11 protein-coding genes, 1 tRNA gene and 11 pseudogenes are annotated in these 17,587 nt (G+C 57.4%); 6 read left to right on the forward strand and 17 right to left on the reverse strand.

What is annotated here, in order from left to right; all coding sequences use genetic code 11:
- Window positions 1-40 precede the first annotated feature (40 nt).
- Window positions 41-466, reverse strand: a pseudogene (locus SIAM614_RS27605) (IS3 family transposase); the annotation flags it as partial.
- A 312-nt stretch (window positions 467-778) separates the two neighbouring features.
- On the opposite strand from SIAM614_RS27605, the gene SIAM614_RS27610 reads away from it, so the two are divergent.
- Window positions 779-1,285: a hypothetical protein gene (locus tag SIAM614_RS27610; RefSeq protein ID WP_157140130.1), complete on the forward strand. Its 507-nt coding sequence runs from the start codon at window positions 779-781 to the stop codon at window positions 1,283-1,285.
- 16 nt (window positions 1,286-1,301) lie between these two features.
- Here the strand turns inward: SIAM614_RS27610 and SIAM614_RS27615 are convergent.
- Window positions 1,302-1,986: pseudogene (locus tag SIAM614_RS27615) on the reverse strand (integrase core domain-containing protein); the annotation flags it as partial.
- A 109-nt stretch (window positions 1,987-2,095) separates the two neighbouring features.
- Window positions 2,096-2,186: pseudogene (locus SIAM614_RS33620) on the reverse strand (IS6 family transposase); the annotation flags it as partial.
- Window positions 2,187-3,283: 1,097 nt separating this feature from the next.
- Here SIAM614_RS33620 and SIAM614_RS27625 point away from each other — a divergent pair.
- Complete coding sequence (locus SIAM614_RS27625; protein WP_050789508.1) at window positions 3,284-3,499, forward strand: hypothetical protein; 216 nt, start codon at window positions 3,284-3,286, stop codon at window positions 3,497-3,499.
- Window positions 3,489-3,920: a recombinase family protein gene (locus tag SIAM614_RS27630; RefSeq protein ID WP_006939715.1), complete on the forward strand. Its 432-nt coding sequence runs from the start codon at window positions 3,489-3,491 to the stop codon at window positions 3,918-3,920. Before SIAM614_RS27625 ends, SIAM614_RS27630 begins: the two co-directional genes overlap by 11 nt.
- Before the next feature lie 680 nt (window positions 3,921-4,600).
- On the opposite strand, the gene SIAM614_RS30945 is transcribed toward SIAM614_RS27630, so the two are convergent.
- On the reverse strand, window positions 4,601-5,278 hold the full coding sequence (locus tag SIAM614_RS30945) for an SH3 domain-containing protein (protein ID WP_157140131.1): 678 nt from the start codon (window positions 5,276-5,278) through the stop codon (window positions 4,601-4,603).
- A 183-nt stretch (window positions 5,279-5,461) separates the two neighbouring features.
- Window positions 5,462-6,710, reverse strand: a pseudogene (locus SIAM614_RS31555) (ISL3 family transposase).
- A 139-nt stretch (window positions 6,711-6,849) separates the two neighbouring features.
- Here SIAM614_RS31555 and SIAM614_RS27650 point away from each other — a divergent pair.
- Window positions 6,850-7,881, forward strand: coding sequence for an IS110 family RNA-guided transposase (locus SIAM614_RS27650; RefSeq protein WP_006939725.1), 1,032 nt, complete (start codon window positions 6,850-6,852; stop codon window positions 7,879-7,881).
- A gap of 349 nt (window positions 7,882-8,230) precedes the next feature.
- Window positions 8,231-9,268, forward strand: coding sequence for an IS110 family RNA-guided transposase (locus tag SIAM614_RS27655; RefSeq protein WP_006939726.1), 1,038 nt, complete (start codon window positions 8,231-8,233; stop codon window positions 9,266-9,268).
- 510 nt (window positions 9,269-9,778) lie between these two features.
- On the opposite strand, the pseudogene SIAM614_RS27665 reads toward SIAM614_RS27655, so the two are convergent.
- From SIAM614_RS27665 to SIAM614_RS27670, 5 genes and pseudogenes are all read right to left on the reverse strand, one after another.
- Window positions 9,779-10,288: pseudogene (locus tag SIAM614_RS27665) on the reverse strand (transposase); the annotation flags it as partial.
- Window positions 10,287-10,595, reverse strand: a pseudogene (locus SIAM614_RS31560) (Tn3 family transposase); the annotation flags it as partial. The pseudogenes SIAM614_RS27665 and SIAM614_RS31560, both read right to left, overlap by 2 nt.
- Window positions 10,596-11,060: 465 nt before the next feature.
- Window positions 11,061-11,216 carry a helix-turn-helix domain-containing protein gene (locus SIAM614_RS33690; protein WP_006939728.1) on the reverse strand — a complete coding sequence of 52 codons (156 nt, stop codon included), beginning with the start codon at window positions 11,214-11,216 and terminating at the stop codon, window positions 11,061-11,063.
- Window positions 11,205-11,369 (reverse strand): annotated as a pseudogene (locus SIAM614_RS33695) (transposase); the annotation flags it as partial. The pseudogene SIAM614_RS33695 and the gene SIAM614_RS33690, both read right to left, overlap by 12 nt.
- 320 nt (window positions 11,370-11,689) lie before the next feature.
- Window positions 11,690-12,663 (reverse strand): annotated as a pseudogene (locus SIAM614_RS27670) (IS110 family RNA-guided transposase).
- Window positions 12,664-12,855: 192 nt separating this feature from the next.
- Here SIAM614_RS27670 and SIAM614_RS27675 point away from each other — a divergent pair.
- A pseudogene (locus SIAM614_RS27675) lies at window positions 12,856-13,965 on the forward strand (IS256 family transposase); the annotation flags it as partial.
- A 584-nt stretch (window positions 13,966-14,549) separates the two neighbouring features.
- Here the strand turns inward: SIAM614_RS27675 and SIAM614_RS27685 are convergent.
- The 7 genes and pseudogenes from SIAM614_RS27685 to SIAM614_RS31580 form a co-directional block, all read right to left on the reverse strand.
- Window positions 14,550-14,747 (reverse strand): hypothetical protein, encoded by a 198-nt coding sequence (locus tag SIAM614_RS27685; RefSeq protein ID WP_006939674.1) that lies wholly within the window; start codon window positions 14,745-14,747, stop codon window positions 14,550-14,552.
- A gap of 39 nt (window positions 14,748-14,786) precedes the next feature.
- Entirely contained in the window at window positions 14,787-15,263 is a 477-nt protein-coding gene (locus SIAM614_RS32300; protein WP_157140132.1) for a hypothetical protein, read from the reverse strand.
- Between the two features lie 74 nt (window positions 15,264-15,337).
- A pseudogene (locus SIAM614_RS33195) lies at window positions 15,338-15,565 on the reverse strand (ISL3 family transposase); the annotation flags it as partial.
- Window positions 15,566-15,645: 80 nt separating this feature from the next.
- Complete coding sequence (locus tag SIAM614_RS32305; RefSeq protein ID WP_157140136.1) at window positions 15,646-15,879, reverse strand: type IV secretory system conjugative DNA transfer family protein; 234 nt, start codon at window positions 15,877-15,879, stop codon at window positions 15,646-15,648.
- Between the two features lie 60 nt (window positions 15,880-15,939).
- Window positions 15,940-16,080: pseudogene (locus tag SIAM614_RS31575) on the reverse strand (ATP-binding protein); the annotation flags it as partial.
- 564 nt (window positions 16,081-16,644) lie between these two features.
- Window positions 16,645-16,730: transfer RNA gene (locus SIAM614_RS27700), tRNA-Leu, on the reverse strand.
- Window positions 16,721-17,155, reverse strand: coding sequence for a MucR family transcriptional regulator (locus SIAM614_RS31580; protein WP_006939597.1), 435 nt, complete (start codon window positions 17,153-17,155; stop codon window positions 16,721-16,723). Before SIAM614_RS31580 ends, SIAM614_RS27700 begins: the two co-directional genes overlap by 10 nt.
- Window positions 17,156-17,587 lie beyond the last annotated feature (432 nt).

The raw sequence follows: 17,587 nt of genomic DNA on the forward strand, positions 1-17,587 counted from the left end.
CTCCTGTAGCGGGGTGTTGCGACGACCGGTTGAATCTGCCTTGGCTGCCGCGGTCCGTGTGGTGAATGCAGCCCTTGGGCGGGCGGCGCAGGGCAATGGCCATGTTCAGGGCCCGGATGGCCAGATCCCGTTTCAACCGGTTGCTCACGGCCCAACCGATGACACGTCTGGAATGCAGGTCTAGGATGACAGCCAAGTAGAGCCAGCCTTCCCGGGTCCACACATAACTGATGTCACCAGCCCATTTCCGGTTCGGCCGGTCAGCAGAAAAGTCCCGCTTCAGCAGATTTGGCGCAATGTTGAACCTGTGATTGCTGTCCGTTGTCGCCTTGAACTTCTTGTTCCTTTTCACGGTGATCGCGTTCTCACGCATCAACCGTCCAACACGCCGATGGCCGACATCAAGTCCGAGCTCCTTTAGCTCTTCGGTCATGCGAGGACGCCCGTAGCTGCCAAGCGCAAGCCGTCGCCGGGAAAGCCGGTACCACTCCCGGGAAAAACAAAACGGGCAGTTAAGAGCGCGGGGAGCGCAAAGTTAAATCGAGATTTCTACAAAGAAATACTCGAAGTACAAGAGAATAGAACAGGCGGTCGACTTAGACTTCAGGGAAGTGCCGAATGGGGATCTACGGAGTTAAGAGAGTATCTGGATCAGGAAGGAGATTTCGCAATAGATCTGGAGCACGGTTTTTTTCATTTCGATCTCCCAAGTGAAATAAGAGAGGTGTATAAATACAGGGTTTACATAAATCCTAGGAAGGCACACGCCTCAACCATCATGAAACATGTTGTCGAAACGATAGTTGACAAGCCGGAGGAATATCCAGGTAATTGCGGCGCTAAGATAGCCGGCCCGGCCGCGGTGCGCGCGGACGGAATTCTGATTTTCGTGAGTCGCAAAGAAACCATGAATAAAATCATCGAAAATCTTGAAAACTATCAAGCCGATAATCGGGATAAATTCAATTCTCGGAACCCGAGAATGACCAGGCCTGTCGAAGGGGCGGTTGGTATTTCAACGGCCTGTGAACCGAGCAAGCGGATGATGAACGCGCTCAAATCGAAATTGTTGTCAGCGCTTAAGGAAGAAGAGATTGCCGAATATGTCAAACCTAAACAAAAACTCAGCTTCAGCCGAACACGCTTGCTTGCGATCGATTTGAGCATGCGGCTGGCCGAATGGCCGACGAAAACACAAGACGACAAAATACTAGAGAATAAAATTCTGGAAGTGTTTGCCGAGATAGGGATCGATAGTCAGGACCCATCAGAAGAGACAGAGTGAACCTGCCACTGAACTTTCATCCAGCCGGGACCGGAGCCCGATTGGTTTTTACGCCATTTGGCGCAGGTTGAGCAATCGCCGGACGCGCAGAGCTGTCAGATCGCGTAGCGGGTCGGGCGATTGCGGTGGTCACGGTCCGGGCGTAGTCGGCCGGGGTCTGATAGTCCAACGCCGAGTGTGGGCGTTCGGTGTTGTAGTCGGCAGCCCACGCGGCGATCACGACACGTGCGTGGGCCGTGTTGCAAAACATGGTCTCGTTGAGCAGTTCGTCACGCATGCGACCGTTGAAACTCTCCACAAAACCATTTTGCATCGGTTTACCCGGTGCAATGTAGTGCCATTCGATCCGGTGCTCGGAACACCACCGCAGGATGGCATTCGAGGTCAGTTCCGTGCCGATGTCAGAGACAACCATTCCAGGCTTCCCGCAGCGCTCGATCAAGGTAGTGAGTTCACGCGTCACTCGGCGTCTCGAAATAGAAGTGTCGGGGATCGCCGCAAGGCATTCGCGGGTAACGTCGTCGACCACATTGAGCACCCGAAAACGCTGGCCATTGGCCAACTGGTCATGAACGAAATCCAGCGACCATCGTGCGTTGGGGCTCGCCTCGACCAGGATCGGGGCTCGCGTTCCGATAGCCTTGCGCCGGGCCTTCCGCTTGCGCACGGTCGCGGTAGAGCCGATAGATCCGGTTGATGCCGATGATCTGCTCGTCCGTGAATCTCGTTCGCTTCATTGTCCGTCCTCAAGTTTGGCGGACTCTAATCGACGATGGAGGAAATATCCCGTGGCAGGTCAGAGTCCATATGGAACCGGAAATACGCCTCAACAGAGCAGGCAATGACTTCACGCGGATAACGAAAGCCCTTCAGGCGGAGGCGGGGAGCCCGGTATTTTGATGCTCAATCGTCCACACGGCCAATCTTGCAACAAAGCAACAATCAACATGGCAATGCCGTCATAATCGACACACCTCGAACTTCAGGTCATTCCCGACAAAACGCCGAAATATCGACCCGCCTGTACTATTTGACACCGCGGGACCTGGCGGATGAGCCTAAGAAGACTGTCGCTGGCCAGTGTTTTCCGAGCCTTGGCGAGCCTCTTAATGCTCCAGAATAGAGCCTTGCGTAAGTGAATGACTGAAGGCTCGAACCAAATGGCAAGGACGATCGTGTTGAAATGCATCGCTTGCGGGGAAGAGGGCGGGGGTATGTGCCTCCCCGCACTCGCTCGCCCCTCTTCCGTATCACCGGCGACGCGACCATCCGGCCGCTGCCGCAAGGTGCCCATGTCCGGCACTCTTGATCTGCACGATAGGTGGGAAGCGTTGTGAGCCGTCTTGACAACCTGATCCGTCCAGCCCCCGGCACGCCCTTCCTCCGGAAGCTGCGGACTGTGAAGTCTCGCGTTTAGACGATGATTTCAAGGCTCTTTTGTGGTGCGTCAACCGCATGTCGACGCGCCAGGAAGTATTGCTCAGGGAGGTGCGGTCATTGAACAGAACATCAGAAAGCCGCGACAGCTCAGCGCAATACGATGCTTTTCCTTTTCACTCCTGGCGGTCGCGCTGGGGCTTCTTCTGTACGTGGCCGAAGTCCGGTTTTCTCGGTTTCATCTGAGGGCTGTTGAGAATTAGGAGTTCGTGCCGGACCTTGTTGCATTAAAGCAGGTCTAGCTGTACAGCCTCAACAGATTGTCCGTGGTCATGTTGAGTCGACTGATCGGCGTTTTCGATTTTAGACTGCCGTATCGGCGTTTTTCATTGTACTACTCGACGACGGAACACCTACGGGACCAGTGATGAGCGCGGGCTTCTTTATCCTTGGCCTCCCTGGGCTTGGCAACAGGTTCATATCCACGAGGTAAACGAGAAGGCGGGTGTGGCGGTCTTCCGTTGCAGTCTTTCTGGTCGGGCGTCGGATCGATTGCTGGAAGCTCCGGCCTGGGTGTTCGACCGGGCGCCAGCATGACCTGGCATATGGCGGTAGCGCCGCATGTCAATTTTACGGCAATTCGCGCGCTTGCCGACGACATACCAATTCGATCTGTTCTCGACACCAAACGATGCCGAGATGGAGCAGACGCCGCATTGGCAGGCGCTGCCCGCCGAGACGCGTCGATCCGTGAAGAGGTTGATGATCCGCCTGATCCTGAGCCACATCGACGGCGAGCCCGCCTTGCAGCGTGAGGGCACGGATCATGATGCATGAGAAGATCAGACCGCACCATCTGGAGCGCAAAGCCATCTTGTATGTCCGGCAGTCGTCTGCTCATCAGGTTCTGTACAACCGCGAGAGCAGCACGCTTCAATATGCGATGCGTGATCGCCTGACGGCGCTCGGTTGGTCCCGCATTGAGACGGTCGATGACGGTCTTGGTTGTTCTGCCGCCGGCGGCGTCGTACGCGCCGTTTTCGACCGGATGGTCGCCGAGGTCTGCCTTTGCAAGATCGGCGCGGTCGTTGCGCGGGAAGTGTCTCGGTTTGCTCGCAACAGCCGCGACTGGCAACAACTCATCGAGATGTGCCGGGTGGTCGACACGGTACTGATTGCCCAGGAGACGGTCTATGCGCCGCGCCAGGGCAATGACCGTCTGCTTTTAGGGCTGAAGGGGAAGCCTCAATGTGTGTGAACTCGATCTCTTGCGCCAGCGGTCGCACTCGTCAGGCTTTGATGTGGTTCCTCTCGCATGACCTCGATTTGCCGGCCAAACCCAACAATGGTGATGTGGTCTAGCGCAGGCCTAACTAAGCGACCACCCACCGGATGATCGAGTACCCGGTCTACGGTGGCGCCTAGCCGAAGGGAGCTAGAGTCCATAAGGACCGCCTTGATAAGGTTATGCCGCATCAATGCATTTCCAAGCTTATCTGTTCGGCTCCACCGTGTTGCGCAAATCACGAGCCGGGCCGCAGTGGTCTCTTACCCGGATTTTGGCATCATGAGACACGCTCGAACGTAGGGTGAACGGCATTCACAAACTTCAGAAGCAAGGAAACGCCGAGCAACTAGGCACGAAACCCGATTAATGCGATAAGGTCGCCTTGACCAGGTCATTGACGGAGCGGGTCGGGCGAAGCGGCCACTGCGAGAAAGACATGCGGTCTTACAGAGCATTGATCATGACGCGTCTGCCGAGCCCTTTCCGGTTGCCGGTGAGGCTGGTCGCGCGGAGCGGCCCCGTTGGCCGGACAAACAGCCGGGCGAAGTCCGGCGGGAGGGAAGAGTCCGCCGGAGCATGCCGGATAATTCCGGCACCTGAACGTGGGTGTCCCTTTCCCGCAATTATGCGGCACAGACGGCGAGGGCCGCTTAGCCCCGGCGACCCGCGGCTTTCCGCGATCCGCCGCTGTTTCTGGCTTCCCGTGAGCCGCGGGAGTTCCCTGCGCTTCGCGACTTGCCGGAGCCCGGGCCAAAGCTGAACTTGTTGACTTTGATCTCACCGCGCCGGTTCTTCTTGACGTTCACGCCTTTGCAAGTCCCCTCGGAACAACCGGCGGCCGTGACGCCTGACGTTCCCGGGCGGATGTTGATGGCACCGCAGCCCTTGTCCGTGCAACCGACCACCGTTTTACCGTTCTTGCCGGAAACCTTGAACGCGTTGAAGGAACCGTGATTGCCGTTGTGGCCGCCATTGTGGTGATCGTCGAAATTGATGACCGTGATCCCGAGGGACGTGCTGACGGCGGGCGTGACGACGACAAGCTGATTATTATATCCGATCTTCAAATAACGGGCGGAAACCCAGCCGCGTTTGTAACCGAAACCGACATCGCACCAGGTGGCGGCGGCGGTGCAGCCAAAGACTTTCACCGAGGCGTTTCCCGTCAGAACGTTGATGACCGGATACCGCGTGCTGGGACCGGCACGCATGTTCAGAGCGCTGACGGTGACCGCCGTTTCGGTGGATGCATGACCAGGTGTCAGTGCCGCAAGACTCATCATGAGGAAAGATGCCGTCGCTATCGGCAAGGTTTTATAGCTTGTCACAATTAACTCTCCATATCAATAGGGAACCCGGACCTACCGGGTGTACATGCCCCATATCGCGAATGTAGTTCCTTTAACGATCAGTGCTTGTGACGCGCGGCACATGGGTCAGTTCTCAGTGAAAAAATCGGGCTCTACCGGGTCAGTCCTCGGCTCTGACGCACTTTTACTGGCGTACAGATCTTATGGTTCGCCAATCAATCTCGCCTGGAGCAGATCGAGTTTTGCTCGTCCGTACATTTTGCGCTTGATGAGCTTCAGGCACGTGATCTGTCCCTCAGTTTGCGCATTCGACCAAGTAGAGGCGATAGCGTTCCGGACGGCGTCAATATCCTTATCGACGCCGTTGGCGAAGGATCCAACTAAGCTGTTCTTGGCTGTTTCGAGCCCCTTCGTCCCACCACCGGCTGTTAAGCCACGGCAGCCAGCTATCGAGCGAGCTGGGTCGTGTTCGAAAGACATAAAGGCGCTGGCCTCTTAATACGTCGCGGACAAGTTTCCGGCTATGACCGGTTTGCCGCACGATCTGGCGAATGGGAATTCCATCTTTCGACAGCGTCCGGATCGCCTCGTTCGTCTCCTGCCGGCGCAGATATCCGTCGTATTGCAACTTTTCCGCATAAGTCAAAAGCTTGGGGTCAACGACATTGCTGCCGACCGCTTGCCTGATCTGGCGCATCGACCTGCCGACAGCATCGAAAAAGGCCCGGCTGGAATTCTCCATAAGATGCTAACGGTCGGCGACCTGCTCTGCATCAGGCAGGGCCTTCGCGATGGCCTCACCATAGCCGCCACCCCGGTCGCGAGCGACGATCGATATCGACGGATGTTGGGCAAGCCATGATCGAGATGTATCCAGCGCCCGATCCGGCAAGAGGGAGACAGGCCTCCGCCGTTCCAGGTCGCAAACGATTGTTCCGTAGGTCTGGCCGCGTCGAAAGGCAAAGTCATCAATGCCTACGACAGGGAGATCATCGCTGCGATCGGCAATACGCCGGCGAACCACCCGCAGCAGTGTATCGTTGCTCACCGGCATCATGAGGCGATTGGCAAACGCGGCGGCCGGTCCGCCGCCGAGTGCCAGGCCGAGATGGTGGACGATCGTCTCCAGCCGTTGGGTACGCCGACTATAGCGAGCCAATACGTCGCAATCCAACTGTTCGCAGAAGATGCGCCGACCGCACAGGACGGCATCGCACCAAAACCAGCCTGCGACTATAATCAGCTGGACAAGGCGCCCGGAAAGCGGAAGGTCAGCAGGTCGGCGCACATATCGGCTTTGAACTCTTCTGCTCACTCTCCTGCAGTCCGGACATGTTCTCGAAGGTTGGCGCGACCGCAATTGGATCTGAATGCTATTAGCTACAACCTTCACATCATCAACTGAAAAGCCGTCAGGCGCGAGACACGCGCACTGAAGTCGATGTCGCATAAGCTGATCCTCCAGTGAATCAGCGAAAGCCTGCCTTCCAACAGCAGCAAATGTGATGGTGTGGAACGGCGCTTCGCACCGGCATTGGGGATGCCTATTGTGGTGACGCCAATCGCCACAAGACAGAAGGAACCGTTCCATGGAAAAGATTACCACGATCGGACTGGACTTGGCCAAGTCGGTCTTTCAGGTCCGTGCCATTACTGAAAGCGGAAACGTTGCTGTCCGACGTCTATTGCGAAGATCACAGGTTTTGGACTTCTTTCGCCATATGGAGCCATGCCTTGTCGGGATTGAGGCTTGCGGAAGCGCCCACTACTGGGCGAACGCCATCGGCGAATTCTGCCATACGGTGCGGTTGATGCCGTCGGCCTATGTGAAGCCCTACGTAAAGCGGAATAAAACCGACGCAGCCGATGCGGAAGCAATCTGTGAGGCGGTAACGCGCCCGACGATGCGCTTCGTACCAGTCAAATCACCTGAGGAACAAGCGGCTGGGATGGTGTTGAAAACGCGAGAGTTACTTGTTCGCCAGCGAAGCCAAACTGCTAATGCACTGCGTGCCCACATGGCTGAACTCGGTATCATCGCTGCCACCGGCATGACCAGCATTGCCAAGCTTGTTGCAATACTGCACGATGATCAGGACAGACGCCTGCCTGTTTCGGCTCGGGCCGCGCTTTTGGAGATGGCCGATCAAATTGAAAGGCTCACAGAAAGAATTGAGAAGCTGGACACCAAGATTGTCGCGGCGGTGAAGGCCGATGATGCCGCTCGTCGTTTGACTACCATGCCCGGCGGCGGCCCTATTATCGCTGCGACCGTTCGCGCCACCGTCCAGGATCCTGCAGCCTTCCGGACCGGGCGGGATTTGGCCGCCTGGATCGGCATCATACCAAGGTCGAACTCGAGCGGAGGCAAGGAGCGAGTCAGGAAGATCTCGAATAGGGGCAACAAGCAATTGCGCACCCTGCTCATTGTCGGTGCGACGTCGATCCTCAAGCAAGCCCGCAGAGGCGCCAAACTACCCGCCTGGGTCTTATCCTTGATGGCGCGCTGCCCTTACAAAGTGACCGCAGTGGCGCTGGCCAACAAGATGGCGCGTACCATATGGGCGCTTCTCGTCAAAGGCGGCACATACCGAGCTCCGGCCATCATGGCGACACCTTAGGAAAAGAATGCCTGGCGTTCCGGCGTCGGGATGAAGTGGCAATGTACGTAAGCGTGATGAACCCGAGGGGCGACACCTCGATGCCGGTCAGACCGTCTGACTCAGTGCGCCATTGAGCGCGCAAATTTGATTAGGCGATCGGCATCGCGGATCTCATCGTGGCCAGCGGTCGATGACCGCGCTGATAGGCCGGACATACGACCGCACCGTCCGACGACGACTTACGCTAAAAGACCTTGCCAACCGGGCCGTTCCACATATGAGTCATCGTGTAATCGCGGCTGCTTCCCTCGGACCTCGGCTGAGGTGCACATTTCTGGTTGTCGGATCCTGAAGGAAGGAAGCAGCCATGAAGCATTATGCCGGACTGGACCTGTCGATGGAAACCACGCAGGTCTGCATTGTTGACGAGAATGGCCACAAGTGTGCGTCGGAGAAGGTCGAGAGTTCGCCAGAATCCCTGGCCGTAATGCTCGAACGCCGTGGCCCAATCGAACGAGCGGTGATCGAGACGGACCGCATGTCGCCGGCAATCTGCCTTGGGCTCCGGGAGCTCGGTGTTCCCGTGGTGTGCATCGATGCCCGCCAGGCGCATCAATGCCTCAAGGCCATGAAGGCGAACAAGACGGATCCTCATGATGCCGCCGGACTAGCGCAGTTGGCGCGGACGGGCTTCTACAAGGCGGTGCACGTCAAATCACCGGCCGCTCACGGGGCGCGCAGCGTGATCACCGCGCGAAGCCATCTGGTTGAAGCCCGGGTACGGCTCGACAACATGATCCGTGGCCTCTGCGCGACCTTCGGCTATCGTCCCTGCTCCGGACAGGGAAAGGCGTTCCTCGAGCGCATCAGCCAGGCCGCATACATCCCGGGTCTTGGCGAGGCAATCGCTTCCCTTCTGGCCGTCCGCGAGGAACTCGTCGCGCAGATCAAGGAAATGGACCGTCGCCTGCGTATCATCGCCCGTCAATCGCAAGCTTGCGAGATCCTGATGACCATCCCGGGTGTTGGCGTACAGACAGCCGCCGCCTTTGCCGCCGCTGTCGACGAGGCTGGACGCTTCCGACAATCGCGCAATGCCGGCGCCTACTTCGGACTGGTTCCTCGACGGCACCAGTCCGGTGAACTCGACTGGACTGGGCGGATCACCAAGCAGGGCGATGGTATGGTGCGCAAGCTGCTTTACGAAGCCGCCAACTCGATCCTGACCCGGAGCCGGGAGAGCTTCGCCCTGAAGGAATGGACAAAAAAGATCGCCAAGCGCCGTGGGCTTAAAAAGGCCCGTGTCGCCCCTGCGCACCGTCTTGCAGTCATCATGCACGCCATGCTGTGCGACGGCACTTTGTTCCAGGCTTGGGTTAAGGTAAAACCTGTTTGCCAGCGGTGAAGCGCCACAGCTGATCCGAGGGCGGTGTCCCGCGAGGGAACGCAGGGACGAACGATCTGCGAAGGTTACCGGATGGGCTGAAAAGTCCGCATCGAGTCAATGCAACGTTCGCCTCTGTGAGACCCGATACAGCACGGCCAGGCCTCGCTTCGGTCAGTGCGGACAGATCCATGAAACCCTCAAGGGATCTACACCGCCTAGCTCTGCAATTACAGATCAGAGCCTAAAAAAAACCCGCCTGGAGGAGGCGGGCCAATTAAGAGTGGGGGAGCATTATTATATGCGCGTTCCGCGCACCAATCTTGACCTTTGGAGGGGCGCGTTCGAGAACTTCCACCCGAACACCTTGGAATGCTATCAGGAAACAGTGCGACCAATTGTGCTATTTATTACAAGCATCAACAATGTTGATTTTCACCAAGAACTGATAGGGTGGATCCCCCTCCCGGTGACGTCCCATGTTGTGGTGTAGCTCTTTTCAGGCCTCGGTCTTTTAGTGGGCCGAGCTGATCAGTCGCTCTGGGCTGCAGGCAAGCTGAGGGTGAGATCATCGCAGACCGGGGCAAGCGTTTCCAGTGTCATGTATCGGCCGCGCTGCACGGTCCATTCCTCGGTTTGTTCCATCAGGATCGCGCCGACTGGTCGGCGGATTGAGGCCACGTTCGGAAAGATCCGGACAACATCGGTGCGCCGCTTGATTTCACCGTTCAAGCGCTCGATCGGGTTCGTGGAGTGCAGCTTGGCGCGGTGCTGCTGAGGAAAGGTCATGTAGGCCAAGACGTCCTCTTCCGCCCCGTCCATCAGGTTTGCGAGCTTCGGCAGCTTGCCCCGCATCTGGTCGGCCACCAGGCGCCATTGGGCCTTGGCCGCGGCATGACCGGGCTGGGCGAAGGCGGTGGCGATGAAGGCCGAGACCACCCGGCGGCTGTTCTTGCCGGCATGGCCCAGGGCATTGCGCTGGAAATGCACCCGGCAGCGCTGCCAGGTCGTGGACAGAACCCGGGCCGTGGCGGCCTTGATCGGTGCAATGGCGCAGAACCCCTTCAATCATCGACGCAACTTCCGATGATGAGCATCGTTTGAGCTGGGAATAGACACAGGTCGCGCGCTTTTCGACATGCCAGTAGATTATGACACCGCGCCCACCATAGCGGGCCTGCCATTCGGTCATTAGGTTACGATTCCGGGCCCCGAACTTCGTGGAATCCGATGCACAGGCCGTTCCGCCATCACCCCAGACCGCAGCATTGCGGATCGCGAGCGTGGCATTGGCAACGCGGGCGCAGGCTTCCCGCAAAGCACCCGCATGGATAAAACGGCGGTGCACAGTTTTTGAAGGATTTGTGGTTCTCCAATCTCCACGGCATGTCCATCCGGATCAGAAAAGGCCCAGTCGGCGCGAAGTTGCGATTACGGCCGAGTGCAGAATCCATCTTTAGGGAGAACAAACGGCAACCACCCCTTCTTGTTTTGTCCCCCTGAATGCGTCATCGTGCGGTCGACAGTCTTATTTGCTACAGCGAACAGTCTCGATGCTTTCTATTATTTAGCATGAGGATTGTATGTGATTTTGCTAAGATTTTAAAGAAAATTTGGCTCGGGATATACCGACCCAAAAACAGAAGTTTGAAGTTTGCATTCAAATTATTTCTTTTAAAGATAAGAAAAGCCGATCGAGCTCTCATCGATTTTTTCTATTCAGTTGCTCAAAAATTCATCTAAAGGGCATTGCCCTTCTCGATTGGCTTCCGGTTTAGGTCTGGCTGACTGGTCCGGTTTCCTTGGGGCATGGTCAGTCCGCTTTGGCATCAGCCTGGAGCCGCCGATAAACGGCCTGACGCGGAACACCGGCGGTCCGCGCCGCGGCTGCAATCGTCATGCCGCTGTCGAGCATCTGGCGAATGCCGGGCCAGCGATCATCGGTAATTGCCGGTGGCCGGCCATGCATGTTCCGCCAAGGGCAGCCAACGCGCAGGACATGTAACATGCCGTTCAAATAACGACGATTATCCTGCGCCGGGCGGGACTTTCGGCCTCGCTCCGAAGGAAGCAATGCTTCAATCAAATCCCATTCTGCGTCCGTTAAATCGCCACGTGCCAAGACTGCCTTCTAAAAGACGGTTGAACGTATGGCCCGCCCCGTCTGCAAGGGGTATTTCTCTGTTCAGTCTGCGTCAACGTATCCGGTCTCGGGGTCGAGCCCCGGCCAAGATGGAGATCCGCGCAGTCTGGTCCTCATAATCACACCGGTCTCGATCGACCGTTCAATAGTTCAGGTTTCCAGGCTGCCGTTCGACTGTCAGGCCATCTTCTTCTCACCACCCGCAGATTACTGAAGCTTCAGCTTAGCGCCGAAGACTACTGTGTTCCTTATGCGGCTGCGATCGTTGGATCGAAGCCGCGCTTCTTGCGCAGCACCGCCTAAACGATGCGTGCAAGCTTTGCCGCCAGCGCCACCACGACAACATTCTTGTGCGACCGCTCTAACAAGCCGCGGACCCACCGACCGAGTGAGGTATCCTGAGCCATAATGCGCGGCAGCACCGCACGCGCGCCGTGGATCAGGTTCGCTCGCAGGTACCTGTTGCCGCGTTTGGATATGCCAAGCAATCGCGGCTTGCCTCCTGTGGTTGCCTGACGTGGTGTCAGGCCCAGCCAGGCAGCGAGGTCACGTCCACGCCCGAAGCTGCGTGCGTCGCCAACCGCTGCAACAAGTGCTGTGGCATTGATGACGCCAATCCCAGGGACAGTTGCAAGACGGCGGGCTGCTTCATTCTCGCGCGCCATTGCTACAAATTCCTTGTCGAAGGCGGCAATCCGCCCATCAAGACTGCGCCATTCAGCCCGCAAACCCTCGATCAGCAAGCGCATGGCGGCGACAGACGGGGATCGTCCTCATCTGCAAACACTTCCAGTTGAGCCTCCAATCGCTTGCGGCCCTGTGCCGCCACGAAACCGCGCTCCAGCAACAAAGCGCGCAGATGGTTGATCAGTGCAGTGCGCTCCGCCACCAGACGCGAGCGGGCCCTGTGCAAAGCCTGGATCTCCGACTTTGCCTCGCTCTTGACCGGCACAAAACGCATCGTCGGGCGCGTCGCTGCCTCTGCAATCGCTTCAGCGTCACGGTCATCGTTCTTGTTGGCCTTCACGTAGGGACGAACGTATTCCGGTGACATGAGACGGATCGTGTGACCGGCAGTGCCAAGCACTCAGCCAAGATAATGCGCGCCGCAACACGCTTCCATCGCCACAATGCAAGCTGGCAAAGAACCGACGAATTCCGTAACCGCGTCACGACGAAAGCGCCGGCGCAGAACAACAGCACCCGCTTTATCCAATCCAACCAGGCTGCACACGTTCTTGCCAAGATCAATTCCAAGTACAAAAATCGACATCGGTCCGTTCCTCTCTACCTCAAATACAGAGCAATCCTATCGGATCTCTCCGGAGAGGGGAGGGCTATCCCATAATCACAGCTCAGCTGATTTGGGAATCCACTTTGTCAACAGGACCTAGCTTTGGGTGGTCATCGGTTTTTTCGGTAAGGTCGGGTTGCGACCACCAACCTTCCCCAGGTACGACACCCGATGACCAACCCCATGATGGCCCTGCGCGCGCTCGTGGAAAAGATCGCCGATGCTGACCTGCTTCGAGAAAAGATCGGATTTGCGGCGGAGCGGCTTATGGAGCTCGAAGTCGGCGCCAGGACCGGTGCTGATTATGGCGAGAAGAGCACAGACCGTCAGGCGCAGCGCAACGGATACCGTGACCGGGACTGGCAGACCCGTGCGGGCAGCGTTGAGTTGCGCATTCCCCGGCTTCGCACGGGGTCCTACTTCCCGTCTTTCCTTGAGCCGAGGCGATCCGTGGAGAAGGCCCTGACGGCTGTGATCCAGGAGGCCTATGTTCATGGCGTGTCTACGCGATCGATGGACGATCTGGTGCAGGCAATGGGCGGGACCGGGATCTCGAAAAGCCAGGTCAGCCGTTTGTGCGAAGACATCGATGAACGTGTTGATGCTTTCCTGACCTGACCCATCGAGGGCGACTGGCCCTACCTTTGGATCGACGCCACCTACCTGAAGGTCCGCCAGGGAGGGCGCATCGTGAGCGTCGCAGTCACACTGGCGGTGGGGGTGAACACGGACGGGCGCCACGAGGTGCTGGGCATGGCGATCGGCGCTTTTGAGGCTGAGCCCTTCTGGACCGAGTTTCTGCGAGATCTCATGCGCCGGGGCCTGTCCGGCGTGAAGATGGTGATCTCAGACGCGCATGAAGGCATCAAGGCCGCCACGGCCCGGGTTCTGTCCACGACCTGGCAGCGCTGCCGGGTGCATTTCCAGCGCAATGCCCTGGGCCATGCCGGCAAGAACAGCCGCCGGGTGGTCTCGGCCTTCATCGCCACCGCCTTCGCCCAGCCCGGTCATGCCGCGGCCAAGGCCCAATGGCGCCTGGTGGCCGACCAGATGCGGGGCAAGCTGCCGAAGCTCGCAAACCTGATGGACGGGGCGGAAGAGGACGTCTTGGCCTACATGACCTTTCCTCAGCAGCACCGCGCCAAGCTGCACTCCACGAACCCGATCGAGCGCTTGAACGGTGAAATCAAGCGGCGCACCGATGTTGTCCGGATCTTTCCGAACGTGGCCTCAATCCGCCGACCAGTCGGCGCGATCCTGATGGAACTTCGAGACAATTTCTTCTGGCCCGTGACGTTTCGTAGCCACTTTGATCCTCCGTTTTTCTAAATATAACGATGGACCACTTCAAAGGGGGGAGGATCAGGAGGAAGGCTGCTACCCGCGATGGAGGCGCGTAATCATTTAGATTGTGCCGTGCATGGCTCTCGCGATGGCCGGACACTGGCTGTCATGCAACACGACTGGCCCTAGCGACAGCGGCGCGTCGATCCGCTTATCCGGAGTGCCGATCCATTTGAAATGATCGCCGTCATAGCGAGAGCCGAACGTGGCGTCGATCGCTTGGCCGGTGGCAAATGCGTGGGCTCAGGTCTGGACCGGAAAGCAGATCATCGCCGGGACGGGATTCAGGACATCAGCTTCAGGACGCTTGGCCAGTTCGATGAAATGCTCCGGAACAAACAGGCCCAAAAGGAAGGCGTCCAAACGGGCACTCGGGCCTGTGTGGACGCCTTGTAGAACGAAGGGTGAGGAAATCCTTTAAGCGGAAGACCTTTGTCCGTCGGCAAGAGTGTCGATGAACCCTTCCCTGTCACTGGTTCGGCGTTAAGGCCAAGGGAGTGACACTCATTCTGATCAGGCCCTCAGCCCTTGGGGGACTTAGTGTCAACGCGACGGTCTTCTCTGCCAGCGACAACGATCTTTGCGTCGTCATTCGCTTTCACCGAAGCGGTTTGTGCAGTTGGTTTGACCTGCATTTCCGGATGAGTTGCGGCATTAACCGTGGTGGACACGGCAAAGGCGGTAAAAAGCATAACTGAGGCAATCGTAGTGCGGAACATGGCTGTCACTCCTGGTTGAGGTGAACTGGGTTGCTTCTGTCATGAAGGTAAGCACTTTTTCAGCCATGGCATGTGACGCTCGTCACAGCCGATGAAAGTCAAATGCCCTTTCCGGCTTGCCGCCAAGCCCGATGCTTGGTGGCAGACTGTCCAGGAGCGCTGGTTTCTCATCTGGTCGCTATTGCGGACCGGAAAAAAACGCCCGCTCACGAGGAACGGGCGCTCTAAGTTCAAACCAAGGGAGATCAGCAGCGGGACGGCCTTGGGAGCAAACTTTCGGCTCAAACGAGCCTCGCCCCGCTGCTGATCTTCATATAGCGCGTCGGGATGCGAGCCAGCTGTGCCGAACGACACTGGGCAAGCCTTGTAAACTTTTGATGTCGTCAGATGCGGCGACACAACACGGTCCCGCCGTCGGCTGAGAGCGGAATCAAAGGCGGAGTTTTTGGCAGAATGGCTCGACTTTGACTGAAATGCCGGTGTCGTGTTTATTCCGGCGTTGATCGCTGGCGCCATCTTCGCTCCGATGAACGTGCTGACAATGTCTCAGATGAGCCCTTTTGTTGGTTGGCATTTATATTGGGTGTTCTTCACTTTGTGTGGAGCGGTGGCGGCATTCGTGCTCTCAGCAGTTCAGGGCCTGCCCCTGCCGTATTTTGCGCGCTTGAACGTTTGAGGCAGTTAATTTGCCCTTCGGCCTGCCCATCGCTCCAGAACGACTCGATGGCGTTTTTGATAGACTCAATGTCATGACCCGAGACGCGGGCGAACCGCATGATCGAAATGAGATCGAAGTCGATCGCGTCATCGATCCACGCGAGTAAGCGCCCTCTTCGTGTCCACCAATCTTGCGTGCCGCCTAATGATTTGCGCGACACGGTGCACATTTGCCGCATAGCTATTTGGATCCTGCCCCAAACCGAGACTTGGCGACTTTCCGGGTCATGTCGTTTCTTCGGAAGAACATTGCCCTGCCGCGGCGCAGAGGTTTGTTGCCGCTGGTGAAGATGATCTGCTCATCGGACCGGATTTGCAGGATCTCATGGGGCTGGATGGGGGGCGCTGGGGGAATTGGCGGGAGCGGTTCCAGGGTATGTGGCCGACGCGAGAAGAGCGGCTTCCACCCAAACAGGCGCGCGCGAGCATGTCGTCCCGCTTTGACCCTGGATCAAGAGCGTGGAGACGTGGGCACTGCAAGATGAGCCTTCCCGGTTCCAGGCCCCCCGAGGAAGACGGCATTGTGAGCCTGCTCGATGAACTCGCAGCGGTGCAGCTGGCGCACGAGCGCCTCGTTGACTTCGCTGCTGACAATGTCGAAGCCGTTCAGGCCCCTGCACCCTTGCCCGAGTTCTCTTCAATGGCAAGGACGTGAGCCAAACTCTGATCGACGAAGGAGTTGCTCGGCCATGGCGCGGACGCCGTGTTCCCTGGTGCTAATATTTCGAGGATTTAGCGCGGCGAGCGGTATTGGGTCGACATCGAGTGCCAGGTCCCGGGACATGAACGATTGCGTTCCGTCCAATGATATCTGCGGCAACGTCCTTGCAAAATTACCGCGTCCGCAGGTCTGCCAGTACTCTTGTCTGAAAAGTCTTTACGACCGGTCCCCTATATCCGGCTGTTTCTGTGTCGTTCGACACAGGCGTTTGTTCCGTAAGAGGCTACTACAGGATCAACAGTTTACGAGGCACGAATGAGCCGAAAGGTCCTCCAAAGTCGTATAACTGCAGATCCCCTCAGGATTAACTTTGCCCAACGCCCGTTCCTCGTGAGCGGGCGTCTTTTTTTGTTTGGCGACACCCGCAACACGAGGATTACTAACGTCACCCCAGCCTTACTGGCAGGATTGGGCCTGGAGATCGGCGGACGCCTGCGCTCAGGGCGCTGCAATCAGATTTGGTGCGGACAGCGGGACTCGAACCCGCACAGCTCAAGGCTTCCGGATTTTAAGTCCGGTATGTCTACCAGTTCCATCATGTCCGCGTTTGTGGGTGCTTTAAGCGCTTGTACTTGCGACCCAGGCCTAATTCTATCGCGAGTTCCGAACGAGCGGCCGCATAGTTGGGCGCAACCATCGGGTAGTCCTCCTTTAGCCCCCACTTGCCCCGGTATTCCTCTGGAGTCAGGTTATAGGCGGCACGCAGATGGCGCTTGAGGGATTTGAACCTTTTGCCGTCTTCCAGGCAGACGATATAATCCGGCTGCACGGATTTTTTGATCGGAACGGCCGGAATCAGTCTTTCCTCTTCCGGCTCCTCTGCCACAGCAGCTGCTGCATGCAACGCCTGATGAACGGAGCCGATCAAATCCGTCAGTTCGGTCGTTGTGACCATGTTGTTGCTGACATAGGCGGTCACGATGTCTGAGGTTAGATTGATAAGGCTGGTCTCGACCGGACTGTCGCTCATGAAGGTTCCCGTATTTCTGCCGAAGAGTGGAGAGAGTGCGTCGACAAGACACGCCCATAAGTAGAACGCTCTTAACCTTCCACGTTCAGCCGAGCAACCTATTGAGGCAAAAAAGAAAGGCCGGCAGTGTCAAATGACACTGCCGGCCTGTTAGCAATCGAAGCGGGGGGAGGTGGGAACTACTCCACTTCGATCGCAACCGATTTTCAGAAACAAATAATTGAGCAGGATTTGCTCTTCAAACCAGGTTTCGTCGGCCGACTTCCTGTCAGCAAAAAGAGTATGATTGATATTGACCGTGAATACCTGTGCCGTTCGGCACAGGGGGTTACGGAAATTAGTTATTTTCGAGGTGATTGCCGATATCGAAAGTTTTGTGTTTCTTCTTGCTATTTCTGGCAGGGCTTCTCCCGTGGCGTGAGACCCAATTGC

The sequence above is a fragment of the Roseibium aggregatum IAM 12614 genome (genome assembly GCF_000168975.1).
Taxonomy (GTDB): domain Bacteria; phylum Pseudomonadota; class Alphaproteobacteria; order Rhizobiales; family Stappiaceae; genus Roseibium; species Roseibium aggregatum.

Coding starts and splice junctions, on each gene's coding strand:
- SIAM614_RS27610 (WP_157140130.1), top strand. CDS start 779: ATGAAACATGTTGTCGAAACGATAGTTGACAAGCCGGAGGAATATCCA.
- SIAM614_RS27625 (WP_050789508.1), top strand. CDS start 3,284: ATGTCAATTTTACGGCAATTCGCGCGCTTGCCGACGACATACCAATTC.
- SIAM614_RS27630 (WP_006939715.1), top strand. CDS start 3,489: ATGATGCATGAGAAGATCAGACCGCACCATCTGGAGCGCAAAGCCATC.
- SIAM614_RS27650 (WP_006939725.1), top strand. CDS start 6,850: ATGGAAAAGATTACCACGATCGGACTGGACTTGGCCAAGTCGGTCTTT.
- SIAM614_RS27655 (WP_006939726.1), top strand. CDS start 8,231: ATGAAGCATTATGCCGGACTGGACCTGTCGATGGAAACCACGCAGGTC.
- SIAM614_RS33690 (WP_006939728.1), bottom strand. CDS start 11,216: ATGCATGGCCGGCCACCGGCAATTACCGATGATCGCTGGCCCGGCATT.
- SIAM614_RS27685 (WP_006939674.1), bottom strand. CDS start 14,747: ATGTTCCGCACTACGATTGCCTCAGTTATGCTTTTTACCGCCTTTGCC.
- SIAM614_RS32300 (WP_157140132.1), bottom strand. CDS start 15,263: ATGGCGCCAGCGATCAACGCCGGAATAAACACGACACCGGCATTTCAG.
- SIAM614_RS31580 (WP_006939597.1), bottom strand. CDS start 17,155: ATGAGCGACAGTCCGGTCGAGACCAGCCTTATCAATCTAACCTCAGAC.